The organism is Pedobacter hiemivivus, assembly GCF_004331685.1.
GTDB classification, from domain to species: domain Bacteria; phylum Bacteroidota; class Bacteroidia; order Sphingobacteriales; family Sphingobacteriaceae; genus Pedobacter; species Pedobacter hiemivivus.
In genome coordinates this window covers 321,439-336,558 of the sequence record NZ_SJSM01000002.1, presented here as the reverse complement: position 1 = coordinate 336,558, position 15,120 = coordinate 321,439, and the positions used below count along the sequence as shown (strand labels likewise).

The following is a 15,120-nucleotide window of genomic DNA, read 5'->3' as shown; positions in this document are numbered from 1 at the left end:
TTATTTGTAGGTAAATGAATAAACCTGGAGGCCGTAAGGCGCTATTTTAATAGGATCACCGGCAGAAAAAGGAATTTTTAAACCTGATGCAGAAAAGCATTTGGCAGTTTTCATATCCAGGCTATGTCCCGGAATAAAATGGGATAGGTCTAGCTTAAGGGCACTTGCCTGTATTTCATCATCGTTGTTTAATACAAACAGGTAAAACACTTTATCCTGCTTATTCAGGGCGCATACATAGTCCATATTGGGATTGTTCAATGAAACCAGTTTTTCCATCAATATCAGGTCTCCCTGTTTATCAAATATTTTTCCCTGTCTGAACCCAAACGTTTTGTGAGGACCAACCTTAGGCGTAAGAAATCCTGAAGGAAAATCAATCCGCCCTTGTGAACGCAAGGAAAGTTCTGCCATCAGATAATCGGTGATCCAACCCACCTGCCACCAGGCGTGATGAGGAAAAGGTCCTGCCCCCTTGTTCATGGCGCTCCAATAATAGGAGGCAACTCCTGTGGCCGGGTCTACAAAAGCATCTTTACTTAAAGCTGCAGTCCTTGCCATTTTGAGGTATAGAGAATCTTTTGTCAGTTGAAATAGCCTTACAAACATGCCAGCATGACTTGCGAGCATGATGGGGCCGCTGTTATTTGCGGAACCTAAAATCCCCCCATGTTCAAAACTTAGCCCCACCTGACTTATTTGCCAGTCTTCCAATTGTCTCGACCCAACTTTTTTGCTTTCTTTATTCGGAATCGGGTGAGAATAGATGGAGGTGGTATAGAATTGTGCCGTTTTGATAGCAGCCTGTTTAAATCTTACATCCTTTGTAATTTCATACAGATCGAGCAAAGCCTGAGCACTTTGTCCCGTGGCAAAATCAGGTGCAAACCTGGCATCTCCGCAAACACCTAAAAAATATCCTTTATCTACCGCATTTTTGATGTACCAGTCTGCAGCTTTTACAGCCGCCTCCAGATATTTTTTATCCCGAAGCGTCTGGTATGCAACCAACAGTCCGTAAAAAGTAGGCCTGTAATCTTTCAGGTCTTCAAACATCGGCTTTTGCGTGTCATTATGATAAGCTACTTCCCAATAACCTTCTGGTTTCATTTTAGCCAAAAGCCAATCGGCCGCCATACGTATGCCCGATTTAAGCTGCTGATTATCCGGCTCAAACAAGGACACATTCCCCATATCCAGCAAAACATAGTAAGTAGTTGCGATCGGCTCCGTATAAGGCCCCCACTCTTCGGCAAACCGTTTTGACTTGTAGAGGTAATATTGACCTGCTGCAGCCCCGTTAAAGAACCCACCAGCCGTATTTTGCTGCGCCAATTTAAAGTTCAATGCATCTTTGAGACGTTTCTGGACAAGGATTGGGTCCTTTGTTATATTCGCCAACATCCACATGGCCCCGTAATCGGCATTTTTTACGGCGTCTTTTTCCGAGCCATGCACCCCACCCAAATATTCCTGGGCGCCGATGGTCCGACCGTTATAATCGAAAGTCCGCCAGCGGGAAGTACTGTCCTTTTTCACATAGTCTAAAAGCTGTTCCATACGATCAGATAAAGACAGGCTGGTTTGCTTTAAATGCAGTAATTCATCAAAGCGGTAAACATCATTCACCACATGCTGATATACGGGATACCAGTTTGAAGTATTGATGGTGTACCTGAAATCAAAGGAGATACTTTCCCCTTTTTTTAAATATGACTTTTGCTGCCCCAGTACGGGATGATATAAGGTCGGGCTGAGTTGTTCCTGCCTGTTGATCAGTGACAGACCAAGCAGCCAGTTCGATTGGGTAGATTTATCAGATTCCCATGGGTCTCTGCCTGTTCCCGGCTCAGCTGTAACTGCGAGTGTAATTCCCTCTTTATTTGTGAGCATAGCAGTCAACGCAGCCGCTGTTCTTTCTCTTACTACAACTGGTCTATCCGGAATCCCATGCCCATAAGCATAAGCATCTGTAAAATCACTGTTGATGGTACTGCCTTGGAACACTCCGGGGATGCAGCCCCATTCAAAGCTCTTTTTGTCGTTTGTATTCAATGCCGGACTTGCAATGGAATAATATCCATCCTTATCGGCTGTTAACTTGATGGAAACGCGTAGATCATTTTTGTAAACAGGATCTAATTTCCAGGTTGCCTCTACAGTAGAGACCTCTGTTTTTTGCTGAAATACGAGTGTATTGCCGACCTGTTTGTACTGCTGCGGATAAAATGAAATGGCACGCCCTTCCTTATTTAAGGAAACCGCAGAGGTATTGGCCTTCCAGGTAGGGATGATATAGCGGTATTCCGGCTCAGGAAACTGGATTTCTTTCCCGTTTTTGTCTTTAGCCTCCGACTCCATCCTGGGCTGATCTGCACTGTAAAGCAGGGTATATTGCCCCAATGTGCCAGACAAGGAGTGCCATCCCTTTTGTCCTTTTACCGACAGCTGTTTTATTTTATATCCCTTACCGCTATCTTCCCAGTTCAAGCGAAGCATATCATTTGTCAATCGGGCTGGGGGAGCTAGCTGGGCATAACTGCTGTTTGCAAAAGCAAGCAGCAGCACGATTACACGGTTAAATCTCATTGGGTAATGGTTAATTCTAATTCTTTTACAACAGTTACTGATTCCTTTAAATTGGCGTTGGTTGCTACAAATGAAACTTTATATACCCCTGCTTTGGTGTAAACCCTCGTATAATCTGTTAGATTCTGAGAAATATTCTTAATCGGTTCCCCTACATCAGGTAAAATACTATTAGGGTTGAACTGTTTGGTGACTACCCAGTCATCATCAAGATCAGTACTGTTTCTTACGGTAAGTAATTGTGCTGAAGTAATACTCCAATTGGTTGCAGGACCACTAAAATTAAAAGCAGTCCAGCCTGCGGTAGCCATAGTGGCCAGTACAGTTTCTTCTCCCGCCTGGTTGGTACTCTTAAGATCGAAAGAACGGATTACCCAACGGTTTTGCTGTGTTTCTGGTTTGATAACAGTAGTCTTATATACCAAAGCCAAGGCCATGTTTTTGTTACGCTCTGCAAAGCTATTCAGGCTGATATTTCCAGAGGGCGTCTGGTCCACACCAGAAGATAAAACGGCTTTATCTGTAATCTCTTCCCAATTAGCAGCCCTTACATTTGCAGCATCATATATTCCGCTGAAATTGGTGGATACATACAGTTTGATCACCGATTGATCAACAGGCGTTAAGAACTGTGCAAAAGTTTTAAAATTGAGGGAAATAGCATTTCCTTCTACGACCGTTCTTTTTCTGAACTCATATTTGCGTCCTGCTTCTCCCGACCAGAATACAATGTTCTCTGTTTTACCATTAACAATAAACTTAACGGGCTCTCCAACTTTATAACTGGTTTTTTCCAACTCAATAGAAAAATCATCCTGAGGAGCCAGCTCATAGGTCTTCTGGCAGGAAGCCAGGGAAAATAATATAACAGATGCAATTAATAGCTTATTCATCTTATACAATTTTGTAGTTACCATCCTGTATTTTGTTTGATATTAGGGTTAACGGCCAGTTCACTATTAGGGATCGGGAATAAAACAGCACGATCGGTTACCCGCTGTGCCTGTGCAATAGCCGCGTCTTTTAAAGCTGTCGGCATGCTGGTCTGGTATTCCCTTGCCTGTGTCTGCATAACGGATGAGTAAATACCCCATCGTACAAGATCGTGTTTCCTAAGGCCCTCGAAAGCAAGCTCACGTAGCCGTTCATTCCTGATCAGGTCCAGAAAGTCCTGCTGAGACAAATTAGCAGCAGCGTCTGCCTGTACATCGGGTATCAGCACATCTTTTCCGTAGCCCCTTCGCCTCACCATATTAATCGCTTTATAGGCATCTACAGAGGGCCCATTATTGGTATAATTATCAGCTTCTGCAAACATCAGCAATACATCGGCATATCTCAACAACGGCCAGTTCGTACCGGTATAGTTTTGATTTCTTGGTAGAGGTTCATACTCGCGCCTCCATTTCCCGTTGCTGCGGTCGTATATCTGATCTGCCGCCCAATTGGTCTTTACAGCCGTTAGTCCGCTTGTCACATACCGGTAAGGAGCAACTGTCCAATCCCTTCTCTGGTCGCCATTAGCATAGGCATTGTAAAGTTTCGCAGTAGCGTGAACATAATCATAGCCATATCCTATATCAATAATTCCACAGGTAATGCCGTTATAACTGCCAATCATGCCCCCCTCTTGTATTTCGCCCTGGTTGGTTCCTTTAAATTCGACTTCCCACAAACCTTCCTTTGTATCGAAGTCCTCCTTAACATGGTTGATATAGATTTGTTTGAAATCGGGATTAAGGCCGTGCAATCCTGAGTTCATTACTTTTTCTGCGTAAGTTCTGGCATCAGCATATTTTGCAACATCCTTTAGCGGAGCGCCTGCCATGGTCAGATAAACCCTCGCCAGTATACCCTGTACTGTAGTTTTTGTAATACGAGTATTATAGCCATAGTCAGAAATGGACTTCACCATATCTTCTGCTTTTTTCATATCAGTCACGATACGCTCGTAAATGTCCTTTATTGGAGTACCAGGGAGCGGCGCTTCGTCAGGTGATTTGCTAGATTGGAGCTTTAAAGGCACACCTCCAAACTCATCTACTAGCATAAAGTAATAGTAAGCCCTTAAAAATAGTGCTTGCCCTCTTATTTCGTTACGTTTTTCCAAAGGTACGCCAACGGCATTATCTATATTTTCGAGCAACATGTTCGCTCTCTCAATGCCAGTGTAAAGCGATTCCCAGTGTCTGTTTAGTTCCAGGGTCGATGCATCTACAATATTGGCATTCATTCCCGTTGTCTGGTTTTTCATGAAAAACTCGTCACTAAAAACCATATAGCAAGACATACCCTGTGAATAAACCCTGTTATCACCCAAACGGTCGTATACTCCGGCCAATGCAGATTGCAGTTCACTTTCTGTTTTGTAATAATTTACTGGCGATATAAAATCCTGTGGGGTTGTGTCCAGGATCTTTGAACATGAGCTAACAACCAGTGCCAGCATCATCGCGATATAAAATAAAGTTGTTTTCATTTGTAAAAACATTTATCGTTAAAAAGTTAGGTTCATACCAAAGGTAATGGTGCGGGCCCTTGGGTAGGGGCTCCAGTCGAAACCCGGTGTGAGTGCAGAATTTCGTACCGAAACTTCAGGATCCAGACCAGAATAGTTGGTCCAGGTTACCAGGTTTTGTGCCGAAACATTAAAGCGGGCTGACTGTATTTTCAGCTTTTTCGTCAAGACAGAAGAAAGGTTATAGCCCAATGAAGCTGTCTTTAACCGAAGGAACGAACCATCTTCGATATTCCTGTCAGAGTATACATTAGGACCGTAACCACCGGCAACAGGCAAATCGCTATTCTGATTTTCCAGAGACCACCTGTTCTCATAGGTTTTAAACATATTCAAGCTTTGTCTGGCTTCCGCACCTTCAAATACAATCCGGTTTGCATTTAAAATGTCATTTCCGTAAGACCATTGAAAGAAAACATTGAGGTCAAACTGTCCATATCGGAAATTATTGGAAAAGCCCCCAATGTGTTTGGGATTAGGATTACCAACAATCGTCTGGTCATTTGCATCTACTACCCCATCTCCGTTAATGTCTTTGTATTTGATGAAGCCCGGCTTAATTAACGAGCGGGGTCCCCCATTGTTCGGTACGTCAGTTCTTAGCTCATAGCTACCGTTAGACAATACATTGAAATCACTTAAAGGATATACGCCGTCAAAAACATAGCCGTAAAACAAGGCCACAGGGCGTCCTGGTAAGGCAATATAAGGTAAAGAGTTATTAAAATTGGCGTTCCAATTCGAAACGCGCGTAATCAAGCTAGGCTGATCACCATTCAACTCTTCTATCTTGTTATTGTTAAAGGCGATGTTGAAATTAGATGTCCAGGTAAACTTCTTTGTACTCAGGTTAACTGTATTCAAAGTGAACTCCAAGCCCCTATTTACCACAACACCTATATTTTTAAATGCAGTAAGGTACCCCGTTGAAGTGGCCAATGAAGCATTCAGCAATAAATCTGTGGTTCTTTTATAATAATAGTCGGTAGTTAAACTGATGCGTTGATTAAAGAAACTTAAGTCTAATCCAAGGTCAAGGTTTGCAGTTCGCTCCCATTTAAGGTTCTCATTTCCCAGCCCAACAGGTACAGTTCCTCTAATATATTGCCCGTTAAAATAATAGCCGCTTTTGGTATTTCCAGTGTTGGCCCCTACTTCCTGATCCAAAACACTCAGGTACGCAAAATCTGACACCCGATTGTTTCCGGTAATTCCATAAGAAGTCCTTAGTTTTGCGGAAGAAATAGCTTTAACAGATTTCAGGAATTTTTCTTCCCCGATATTCCAGGCAAAAGCGCCGGAAGGGAAATAACCCACTCTGTTATCCGGGGCAAACTTTGAAGATCCATCACTGCGGACAGAGGCGGTGAAGATGTAGCGAGAGTTAAAAGTATAGTTAACACGTCCGAGGAAGGATACCATCGTTGAGTAAGTCCCTGAAGTTGTTTTTGCCTGGATAAACCCCTGGTCAAGCCCCTTAATGCCCAATGACTCATTTGGCAATAAAATAGATGTAAATCCATCCCCATCCACGCTATTTCTCTGCATGGTAAAACCAGCCACTGCATCTAAACGGTGCTTCTTGTTAAATGTTCTGTTAAATGAGAGCACGTTCTCGTTCAGTAAACTGCGTATATTTTGATTGTCGATGTAACCATTGATGCCGTAGTTTTGCCCATAAACGGTCCGCGGATTTCCAGCTGCCGTATTAGAGTTGTTAAAGCGCTCAAAAGTCAGACGGGTATCAACCATCCCGCCACTTAGCTTGAACTTAAAATAGTTCAGAAAAGAATATTCCGCAAAAGCATTGGCACTAAGCGATTTGTTAAAGGCATACTGATACATATTGTTGGAGTTTACCACCGGGTTTATCCTTAAATCTGTAGTACCTGCCACATCGTCGTCAAAGGGCTCATCAAAGAAATTTTCATCATTCGCTCTGCCAGTAACAGGCCTATATCCCCAGGTGCTGTACATCAAATATGAGCTGGCATTTCCGGCCGAGCTGCTGTTTAGGTTATCACTGGTTAAATTGGCAATCTGACCTTTTTTGATTGCGTATGTATAATTGGTATTAAGGCCAATTCTCAAATTTTTTCCTACACGCTGATCTATCTGAAACCGTCCCTGGTATCTTTTAAATCCACCATTAATAACAATTCCATCCTGATTTAAATAAGAGCTGCTTACCGAATACTTTGTAGACGCAGTCCCGCCCCTCATAGAGAAGCTATGGTTTTGCATAAATGCATCCTGCAATACATAGTCCTGCCAGTTTATTCCCTGCTCATTCCGATAGGCATCCAAAGTTTTGCCGTCCTTAAGATACAAAGCGGTAGCTGAAGTCTTGTTCAACTCCAGCTGGTACTTCACAAACTCATAAGGGCTCATTACCTCCATCTGCTTTGCAGGGTACTGATAGCCCAGCCAATTGTTATAGGTAACCACTGGCGCGCCTACCTTACCTTCCTTGGTTTTGATCATGATTACCCCATTGGCACCTCTTGCTCCGTAAATTGCCGTAGAAGATGCATCTTTCAATATATCTATTGACTCGATATCATCCGGATTAATGGTATTGTTGTCGGGATTTTCCGAAGGAAAGCCATCAATCACATAAAGTGGTGAGTTTGACTGGGTAATGGAATTCCCTCCGCGAATGGTGATGTTGCTAATACTGCCTGGCTGTCCATCACTAGAACCGACCTGCACCCCTGCCACCCTTCCGGCTAAAGCATCTTCAAAGGAAACCACCGGTGCCTTTTCCATATCTTTCATGACTACAGAACCGACCGAACCCGTAAGGTCCTTTCGTTTTACCTGGCCATAACCCACAACGACTACGTCATCTAAGGCCGTGTTGCTGGGTTCCAGCTGTACTTTATATTGATTCTGGCTGGTTACAACTATCGTTTTGCTGACATAGCCGATCATCGAGAGCACAAGCAGATCGCTTTCTTTTGCATTGGAAAGACGAAAGTTGCCCTGACCGTCCGTTACACCGGAAGCAGTTTTCCCACGGACGGTCACTACTACGCCCGGCAGCGGTTTTCCGTTTTCATCTATTACGGTTCCGGTAATGGTTTTTACCGCCTGGGCCAGACCAGTCAGCTGAATACCCAGGACCAATAACATAGTTAAGAGTAAGTTTGGTTTCATATTCATTATTTATATTTGGTTGTATTGTTACGGCAGGCATTTATATACCTGTCGTACATTTTAAATGACTTGGTTAAAGCATTTCAAACCTCATCCAGATTACACACCTCTCATCAACAGCAATTAAAGCAAAATAACATCTTTGCGTATGCAAATCAACTGCGACATCACTAGTCTGGTCTGGACTGGTTTACTAAACAAATATAATATAATTTATTTCGATTAAACAAATAAAAAAACAAAAAAACCTTCGATGGAGAATTGGGGAGTAGCATTAAATAAATTGTTAGATAGACTGGTTTGGTTTGTATGGTCTATTAATTACATTTGCTTAAATCAAATATCTATGACAATCCAAAATACGCCTCAGAATGGCAATCAAGGTAAAATGAAATACAAACAGCTTGCCGATCACATTATGTCATTGATTGAAATTGATCAGCTCCACATCGGAGATCAGCTGCCATCTCTCAAGCAACTGCAACTACAATTAAAGATGAGTAAAGAAACTTTACTCAAAGGCCTGAATGAACTTGTTGAAAAAGGTATTGTAGAATCTGTTTATAGGAAAGGGTATTACGTACGAAAAACTACTATTGATCGCTCCTTCCGTGTTTTTTTGCTGCTCGATAAAATGAACATTCTGCGTGAACAGTTTTATCGGACCCTTTTTAATCAACTTGAAGCCCGGGCGGATATAGACATTTACTTTCACCACCACAATTACCAGGTATTCGAAAAACTGATCAAAGAAAATCTGGGAGCATATACACATTATGTTATTGCAACCTTTTTAAAAGAAGATGTTGCTCCACTCCTGAACTTAATTCCGGATAAAAAAAGAATAATTATCGATTTAAACGAGCAGGGTTTATCAGGCAACTACAGTAGTATATACCAGGATTATGGTTATGATATTTATAATAGCCTTCATAAGTTAAAGGATGAGTTAAAAAAATACGATCGCCTGATACTAGTAGCCCATCCCGAAGCCATACATGCCAGGCTTGTAATTGAAGGTTTCTTACATTATTGTACCGAAGTTGAGCATCCCTACCTGATACAATCTGACATCGATGAAAAGACTTTCCAAAAAGGTAATGCATACGTAACCTTTAGCAGATATGATACCGACGATGTGATGTTAATTAAGCTTGCCCGTAAAAAGAAACTTAAATTAGGCAAAGACGTAGGCCTCATTTCTTATAATGATACACTCGTGAAAGAAGTCCTTGAAAATGGAATTACTGTTATTTCAACTGATTTTGAGGCCATGGGAAAAACAGTTGCAGAAGCCATTCTGGAAGAAAAAATCATTATCAAGAGGAATCCTACCAACGTCATCAAAAGACATTCGCTCTAGTGTTGGTAAATTAAGAGAATATATACGACATAAAAAAAACCGGAGAAAAATTCTTGAAAGAATCTTACTCCGGTCTTGTTCTTACTGAACAACAGGTAACCATAGACTCTTTTTGATTTACGGACTTTCACCCTCAGGTTTTTTTAAGTTTTTAATCAAATCAACTTCATCCTGACGATATGGAGTTCCATCCTTCTTAAAAATATCATGAAACCACTCTGCAGGCTGATTGCCCTGAGGCAATGGAGTATCCCAGGCATAAATCGTATTTGATTTTCCGGCAACTAAGCCCCAACTGATTGCGCCAATATTTTCCTTTTTAAGCAGGGGTAAAATATTCGAGAACCGGCTGTTTCGGGTTCTTGCCATATATTCCGTACAGATCAAGGGGCGCCCATGAGTTTTTAGCATCTGTATTACTCTGAGATGCCATTCAGGCTCTTCGTAGTCGTGATAGGTAATTATATCGGAGTTTTGTATCTGAAAGGCATTTAGCTCTTCTAGGTCCCATTTCCAAATCCCGGAAGTGATTGGCTGTTCCGGAGCTGCTGCTCTGGCCCAGGAAAATACTTTCCGTAAAAGAGGAAGCGACTCATTTCCTTTATCAGAGTTACCCGGTTCATTATAAAGATCCCATAGTAAAATGCGTTTATCTTTGCCAAAACGATCAAGCACGTCCTTCACATACTTTTCAAGACCTGGAAAAAGTTTGGGATCGGCAGACATAGGTTGCCCCGGATCCTGTACCCAACCTGAGTTATGGATACCTGGTTTAGATGCAGGTTGTTTACCCGGTTTTGCTTCCTTATTCCAGCAATCATCAAAAAACACAAATACTGTTTTTATATGATGTTTGTCCGCAATACCCAGATACTGGTCTATACGCTTTTTAAAGCCCTCAGGATCTTGCTTCCATGCAATACTATGAAGATAGACCCTCAAGGTATTTAAACCAATTTTTGCAGCCCACCCCAACTCTCTGTCAATAGTCAGAGGATCAAATGAATCCGCCTGCCACATTTCTAACTGATTAATGGCGGTACTGGGAAGAAAATTAGCCCCTACCAGCCATCGGTGCTGTGCATACCAGGTATTGGCTTGTTCTATTGTCCATTTTCCAGCTGGCATGTCCTCTCTTTTGGATTGCTGCGCATTGCTCTTTGCAACCCCTGTAATAAGGATCAAAAGGAATACTAAAATCTTTTTGATGTTCATTTTTTTATAGGTTATAGTTACTAAAATTACTTTTATTACTCTCCTGAAGGAACTGGAAGTGAAACACCAGCCGGAATCGGGATGCCAAAATCAGGGTTTCCATCTGTTCTCCAGGTAAACTTTTGCAAACGTAAATCTCTTGCCCAACCCGGAGTGCTGCTTTTCTTGGTATGATAAAATACCCACCACTCCTTACCGTCAGGCGATTGGGTAAAACTTGCATGACCGGTACCGAGTACCTTTGCCGTGCCTTGAAACACTGGTCCACGCTTCTCCCAGTTGGCTGCATCGAGTGGGCTTTTGGAAGGATCCTTTAGTTTTAGCTGTGCCAGGCGATATTCCGGTGTCCAGGATTCTCTTGTCGAATAAATAATGAAGACCTGATCATTTCTCATTAAAAACTGGGGTCCCTCATTTAAATCCAGTGGCCCGCCTGTTTCCCAGGGCTGATCCGGGCTCGATATTTTTACCCGGGCTGAACTGATCGTCCATGGATTACTCATTTCAGCTATATAGAGATGCTGAGATGTTTTATCGGTTGTCGCATTCTGCTCCCAGCCCGACCATACGGCATAAAGCTTTCCAGCAATATGACCAACATTCACATCGATTGCCCAGATCATCCCAGTCTCATTTCCTGCGTCGACGCCTGTATTTAAAATCCCTTTGTCGACATATTCCCCTTGTGGATCATCGGTAACAGATTCGAGAACACCAGACCGCTGGTGAATATAAGGGGGGCCGGCTTTACCGGCCGCATAATAGATGTACCATTTTTTATTAAAATAATGCAATTCAGGTGCCCAGACCTGACTGCTGTTCCAACCCGCTGCAGGAGTATTCCAAACTGTCACCGGTTTGCCCAACTGGCTCAATTTATTGGATTTACTTACAGAAATTCCCTTGCTATTGATATCACCATTGCTTTGGCAGACGTAATAATAACCATTGTGCTTGATTACCCATGGATCGGCACCATTTCCAATGGGATTTTTAAACTTCAGCTGATTCTGATTCAATTGCGCATTACCATCGTTTAGACCATAAAGTGAAAAGAACAGCAGACACCACAGTATAGGTGTGCGGAAACTATTTTTTTTGTTATTCATCATTTTCTACTTAACGTTTTTACCAACTGCTTTTATTGCTGATGCGTATTTCTGGTACATCATTTTAGAAACTACTACCGGATCTCCCTGCGGGGTTTCACTGTACAACTCCCTTCCATTAACCCATTTCCATTCCCATGATTTAATTTTTTCATCAAAAGCTTCCTGGTTGAATTTCTGGTTACTGTTCATTTTTGTTGCCACTTCTTTAAAAAACTGCTGCCACCTTGGTAAGTAGAAGCCGGTTAACAGACCCGACCATTGTTTATTGGCATACTCATGCAGAGATGCATCCTTATCTCCCCAAAGCGTTATCAGATTTCTGGCATTCTTTTCATAAAGGGCTTTCTCCGCATCATTTGTACCCCATTTTTTTGCATCATTTAACCATTTACCTAATAAAAAATCCTTTCTGGTAGCAAGAAGCATATCCATGTCTTTAATCAATTCCAGAAACCTGCCGCTACTTAATTGAAATAATTTATGATTCTTATTTTTATGCGCAAGAGCGATCTCCTGTTGTAAAACACTGGCATAATCCGCCATAATCTGTCTGCTTAAATCAACCAGGTCATACTGAAATCCATCAACATTTTTAAAGTTAGCTGAGGCCTTGATCATATGATCCCAGGCAGGAATCAAATCGACTAACTTATAAGGCATTTCAGTATCTGTCCAGTCTGTACTCTTTTTAAATGTTGGCCTGCCAGTAACGATACTTTCATGTCCGCCATCAACATTATACACTGTATAATGGAGTATGTTCCAGGCCTTTTCTATGTCGACATTTTTTTGTCCGTATCTGCGGTGTGCGTAATCTTTAACCCAGTCATCAGCATCAATTACTTTATCTCTCCACACATTGTCCAGCATCAGTGCATATATGGCTGGATTCTGTTCGATTCCTTCCGGAACTACCCCTATGCCGATCATGTTGCCAGCCTTCGGATTATGAAAAGTTTCTGAAGGTTCGATTGAAATCTTATCCATGTGACCAAACATGTTGATTTTACCACCGAAATTATGAAGCATACACCATATCCATTGTTTACCATAATAAGCATCGGTCTTATCCCAGATTGGCTGCACCTCACTCCATAAATCGAGCACAATCAACTTATCTGTTGGTACTGCATTCAAATAGGATTTCAGTTGCTCTGGTTTCCAGAAATCTCTTTTATCCCAGAAAGTCCAGCCCTGCATAATCCAAACAGCCTGCGGATCTGATGCCGCCATCGATTTATACACTGCGTTACTAGACTCAGCCAGATAAGACGGATCGCTACTTGGTGGGTACATTTCATTAAAGGTATCGGCACCATATAGATGGTCTGTCCCAAAAGTTTTTGTTTGTTCTTCAATAAATTTGCGGCCAATAACCTGGAACATCGGATCTTTTGGATCAAGAATATAGGTATCAGCAAATCTCCCTTCCCAGTTGGTTTTTTGCAGTTTAGCTTGCGGGAAACGATCTTTAAATGCAGGAGGGACATGGCCCGTAAAAGCCGGTAGAATTGGCGTCATCCCCAATTCACGTTCACGTGCGAGAATCTTTTTCTGGAGTTCCTCATGGCTTTTCATCCAGGACTGTGGCAGCGGTCCGCCCCAACCATCAAGATTCCCAGCCCAAAACCACATGAAATAAGCTGGTCCCGAGAAAAAGACGTCCATATCCTGGTCGGTAAAGCCCAGGCTTTTATAAACTCTGTACCAAAGCGCATTCTGACCGGTCATAGCCAGCGGCATATTGATGCCGTTTAAAGCCATAAAGTCAATCTCCTGCTGCCAGCGCTCCCAGTCCCACCAGGCAGCGGTATAATTGAAGGTGCAGTAATTAAAATAATGCCTGTATTGATAAGGTGTAGTCTGATGTACTTTTGTCGGAACTGCAGGCAATTCTTTTAGCAAATTCAGGTTATTTCCGTTCCAGCTGATGTCGCAGTGTGCATAATTTTTCAGGTAGAAATTCAATGCGCTTGCCACTGAAATACCATGATTTCCTCTCAATACGATCTTACCGCCCTTGCTTTCTAATTCAAAAACATCTTTATCATTTTCCTTCTCCAAGAATTCAATCTGAAAATGATCGTGGAATTTCGGCAGGATACGTTTGATTAAAGCATAGCTGTCCTCTTTATTTAAAGTTTGGGTTCCATTTCTGTTCCCCTGCTTTGCAATTGAGGAACTTGCAGTAAATAGCAATACGATCCCCAAACCATAACTCAGTAGTTTTTGTGTGTATTTCATATGTTTTATTTTCTTCAAAAGCTGTTAAGCTTCTTGTCTGTGTGTGTGTTTACGTTTAAATATTTTAGGCAACCGCATGAAAGCTGACAAGTTCAGCGATCAGGGAAGGTAAAATCCGGCCCGGTTCCATTTGAAAGTCATTTAAAACCTCCTCCAGAATAGCTGCAAAATGATAACTTACTGAGCCGATACAATTAAAAGTATACTTATTATAGTCAGGATAACAGGAAACGAGATTATGGAAAAACTCAGTGAAGGACGATTTTACCAGCTGGTGGCCATAGTTCGGGTCAACCTCAGGATGCTTTAAAAACCGGGTAAAGCTTGCACAAAATCTGTTGGCCAATGGCTCTCCATAAATCTTGTGGATGATATCCGCAGGTTTTAGTTCATACGTGTTATAAAATGCACGCTTTACAGATTCAGGCATTTTATTACGTAAATAGTCCCTAAGTATCCTTTTTCCAATTGCCGCCCCACTCCCTTCGTCGCCTAAGATAAATCCCAAAGAATCCACATTGTTAATGATTCTGTTTCCATCATAAATACAAGTGTTGGTTCCGGTCCCCAGTATAGCAGCAAAACCAGGTTTATTTCCTAACAGCCCTCTTGCAGCTGCCAGAAGATCTACCTCGGCAGTTATTTGTTCGCAGTTAGAAAATACGGAGCGCAGTATTCCCTCCATGACCACAACTTTATCGTCCTGACAACCGGCGCCATAAAAATGCACGGCTGTAATCCCTAACCGATCTATTTCGCCAGGAAGATTTGCTTTAATGGAATTAATGATATATTGTTCATCACAAAAATAAGGGTTATAGCCCTCAGTTATAAAATAACGCCCTTTCCTGGCGGAATCAAGAAGACACCAATCTGTTTTGGTGGAACCACTATCTGCGATTAAGATCATTAGTCAGTTA

9 protein-coding genes are annotated in these 15,120 nt (G+C 42.1%); 1 reads left to right on the top strand and 8 read right to left on the bottom strand.

The features are described from left to right. The 4 genes from EZ444_RS04590 to EZ444_RS04575 are packed head-to-tail and all read right to left on the bottom strand — an operon-like array spanning window position 1 to window position 8,266. The gene (locus EZ444_RS04590) at window positions 1-2,589 is read right to left on the bottom strand and encodes a glycoside hydrolase family protein (protein WP_131607544.1); all 2,589 of its coding nucleotides are present in this window, start codon (window positions 2,587-2,589) and stop codon (window positions 1-3) included. Further along, window positions 2,586-3,482: a DUF5017 domain-containing protein gene (locus EZ444_RS04585; RefSeq protein WP_225874630.1), complete on the bottom strand. Its 897-nt coding sequence runs from the start codon at window positions 3,480-3,482 to the stop codon at window positions 2,586-2,588. The genes EZ444_RS04590 and EZ444_RS04585 overlap by 4 nt, the downstream gene beginning before the upstream one ends. Window positions 3,483-3,499: 17 nt before the next feature. After that, the gene (locus tag EZ444_RS04580; RefSeq protein ID WP_225874629.1) at window positions 3,500-5,068 is read right to left on the bottom strand and encodes a RagB/SusD family nutrient uptake outer membrane protein; all 1,569 of its coding nucleotides are present in this window, start codon (window positions 5,066-5,068) and stop codon (window positions 3,500-3,502) included. Window positions 5,069-5,086: 18 nt separating this feature from the next. Then, entirely contained in the window at window positions 5,087-8,266 is a 3,180-nt protein-coding gene (locus EZ444_RS04575) for a SusC/RagA family TonB-linked outer membrane protein (protein ID WP_131607541.1), read from the bottom strand. A 346-nt stretch (window positions 8,267-8,612) separates the two neighbouring features. On the opposite strand from EZ444_RS04575, the gene EZ444_RS04570 reads away from it, so the two are divergent. Beyond that, window positions 8,613-9,629, top strand: a complete 1,017-nt coding sequence (locus EZ444_RS04570; RefSeq protein ID WP_205945214.1) for a winged helix-turn-helix domain-containing protein — start codon at window positions 8,613-8,615, stop codon at window positions 9,627-9,629. A 117-nt stretch (window positions 9,630-9,746) separates the two neighbouring features. Here the strand turns inward: EZ444_RS04570 and EZ444_RS04565 are convergent, their stop codons facing one another. From EZ444_RS04565 to EZ444_RS04550, 4 genes are all read right to left on the bottom strand, one after another. Continuing rightward, entirely contained in the window at window positions 9,747-10,844 is a 1,098-nt protein-coding gene (locus EZ444_RS04565) for a cellulase family glycosylhydrolase (protein WP_205945213.1), read from the bottom strand. Between the two features lie 35 nt (window positions 10,845-10,879). Further along, window positions 10,880-11,956, bottom strand: a complete 1,077-nt coding sequence (locus tag EZ444_RS04560; RefSeq protein ID WP_225874628.1) for a glycoside hydrolase family 43 protein — start codon at window positions 11,954-11,956, stop codon at window positions 10,880-10,882. A 3-nt stretch (window positions 11,957-11,959) separates the two neighbouring features. After that, the gene (locus tag EZ444_RS04555; protein ID WP_131607540.1) at window positions 11,960-14,200 is read right to left on the bottom strand and encodes an alpha-N-acetylglucosaminidase; all 2,241 of its coding nucleotides are present in this window, start codon (window positions 14,198-14,200) and stop codon (window positions 11,960-11,962) included. 64 nt (window positions 14,201-14,264) lie between these two features. Next, window positions 14,265-15,110, bottom strand: coding sequence for an N-acetylglucosamine kinase (locus tag EZ444_RS04550; RefSeq protein WP_131607539.1), 846 nt, complete (start codon window positions 15,108-15,110; stop codon window positions 14,265-14,267). Between the last annotated feature and the right edge of the window lie 10 nt (window positions 15,111-15,120).

Coding starts and splice junctions, on each gene's coding strand:
- EZ444_RS04555 (WP_131607540.1), bottom strand. CDS start 14,200: ATGAAATACACACAAAAACTACTGAGTTATGGTTTGGGGATCGTATTG.
- EZ444_RS04580 (WP_225874629.1), bottom strand. CDS start 5,068: ATGAAAACAACTTTATTTTATATCGCGATGATGCTGGCACTGGTTGTT.
- EZ444_RS04570 (WP_205945214.1), top strand. CDS start 8,613: ATGACAATCCAAAATACGCCTCAGAATGGCAATCAAGGTAAAATGAAA.
- EZ444_RS04565 (WP_205945213.1), bottom strand. CDS start 10,844: ATGAACATCAAAAAGATTTTAGTATTCCTTTTGATCCTTATTACAGGG.
- EZ444_RS04550 (WP_131607539.1), bottom strand. CDS start 15,110: ATGATCTTAATCGCAGATAGTGGTTCCACCAAAACAGATTGGTGTCTT.
- EZ444_RS04590 (WP_131607544.1), bottom strand. CDS start 2,589: ATGAGATTTAACCGTGTAATCGTGCTGCTGCTTGCTTTTGCAAACAGC.
- EZ444_RS04575 (WP_131607541.1), bottom strand. CDS start 8,266: ATGAAACCAAACTTACTCTTAACTATGTTATTGGTCCTGGGTATTCAG.
- EZ444_RS04585 (WP_225874630.1), bottom strand. CDS start 3,482: ATGAATAAGCTATTAATTGCATCTGTTATATTATTTTCCCTGGCTTCC.
- EZ444_RS04560 (WP_225874628.1), bottom strand. CDS start 11,956: ATGATGAATAACAAAAAAAATAGTTTCCGCACACCTATACTGTGGTGT.